We start from the raw sequence: 1,391 nt of genomic DNA, 5'->3' as shown, positions 1-1,391 counted from the left end.
ACTGAAGTCTCTCGCGATGCGCAGGATATGGCTAACCGCGTTGACGCGCTGCTGGCGGGTCTGGCCGATGGCAGGGACAAGGCAACGCTGCCACCTGATGTTATCGAATACATGCGCGCCAATAATATTGAAGTCAATGGCAAGAGTATTGATGATTTTCTGAGCGACAAGCTGGCTGATATATTGGGATCCGGCGGTCTTGATGGCTATATCAATGAACTTGAGCGCGAGTATTACCAAAAATCAGGTGAGTATTACAACAGCAATGGCGGCGAGCGCTCCGATGATAAAAAAGCAGCACTGGACGACGTTTCACAGCGCCTGCTCAGAGCACGATCAGGGGATATCGACATTAAGCTGGATAAAGCTGACCTGACGGCAGTGAAGTCTGCGCTGGAGTCCCATTCAGGCCGTGCTTCTGACTTCGTTCAGCAGAACCAGCTGAAGCTGCAACAGCTGATGCAGAACTTCAACACCGCGGTCACCATGGCCAACAGCGTACAGAGCATGAACGCAGAATCGGCCAAATCGATCGCCCAGTCCATCCGCTAATCACTGATTCATTTATAACGGCAGCGCCATTTAGGCCTGCCGTTAACTAAACACATTCAAAATTAAGGGAAAAAATTCATGACTACTATCAACACCAACAACATCAACCTGAATGCCGCGTCTGAAGTGAAATCAGGTGATACCGAATACCTGAGCGCAGGTAAGAACACCTCGCTGATGGGCACCGCAATGGTCACCATGGAAAACATCATGCTGCTGTTCACCGAACTGGCGAATGCCAAGTTTGATCAGATGAGCAAGAAGACCGAAGTCTCCCGTGATGCGCAGGATATGGCTAACCGTGTTGACGCGCTGCTGGCGAGCCTGGCTGATGCCAAAGGCAAGGCCGAGCTGCCGGAAGATGTTATTGCTTATATGCGTGAAAATAACATCGAAGTTAACGGCATGAGCATCGACAAGTTTATTGCTGAGAACGGCACCAACCTGGATAAAGCTGACCTGACGGCGGTGAAATCTGCGCTGGAATCCCACTCAGGCCGCGCGTCTGACTTCGTCCAGCAGAACCAGCTGAAGCTGCAGCAGCTGATGCAGAACTTCAACACCGCGGTCACCATGGCCAACAGCGTGCAGAGCATGAACGCAGAATCGGCCAAATCGATCGCCCAGTCCATCCGCTAATCACTGATTCATTTATACCGGCAGAACGTAGTCAGTCTGCCGGTAATTAAAGTATGGAATTTAGAAGGACTTATCATGACTACTATCAACACCAACAACATCAACCTCAATACAGCGTCTGGCGTGAAATCCGGCGATACCGAGTACCTGAGCGCGGGCAAAAACACCTCGCTGATGGGCGCCGCGATGGTCACCATGGA

At 51.2% G+C, this 1,391-nt stretch carries 2 protein-coding genes; both read left to right on the top strand.

All coding sequences use genetic code 11. The annotated features are described in order from the left end of the window. On the top strand, window positions 1-552 hold a 552-nt coding region (locus NG42_RS21565), incomplete at its 5' end, for a hypothetical protein (protein ID WP_052903069.1). Between the two features lie 78 nt (window positions 553-630). After that, entirely contained in the window at window positions 631-1,191 is a 561-nt protein-coding gene (gene sseB, locus NG42_RS21560) for a type III secretion system translocon protein SseB (RefSeq protein WP_053116385.1), read from the top strand. The last annotated feature ends 200 nt before the right edge of the window (window positions 1,192-1,391 follow it).

Origin of the sequence: Winslowiella iniecta (assembly GCF_001267535.1) — a bacterium.
GTDB lineage: Bacteria > Pseudomonadota > Gammaproteobacteria > Enterobacterales > Enterobacteriaceae > Erwinia > Erwinia iniecta.
Note: the sequence above shows the minus strand (reverse complement) of the source record. Positions and strands in the feature narration are given on the sequence as shown.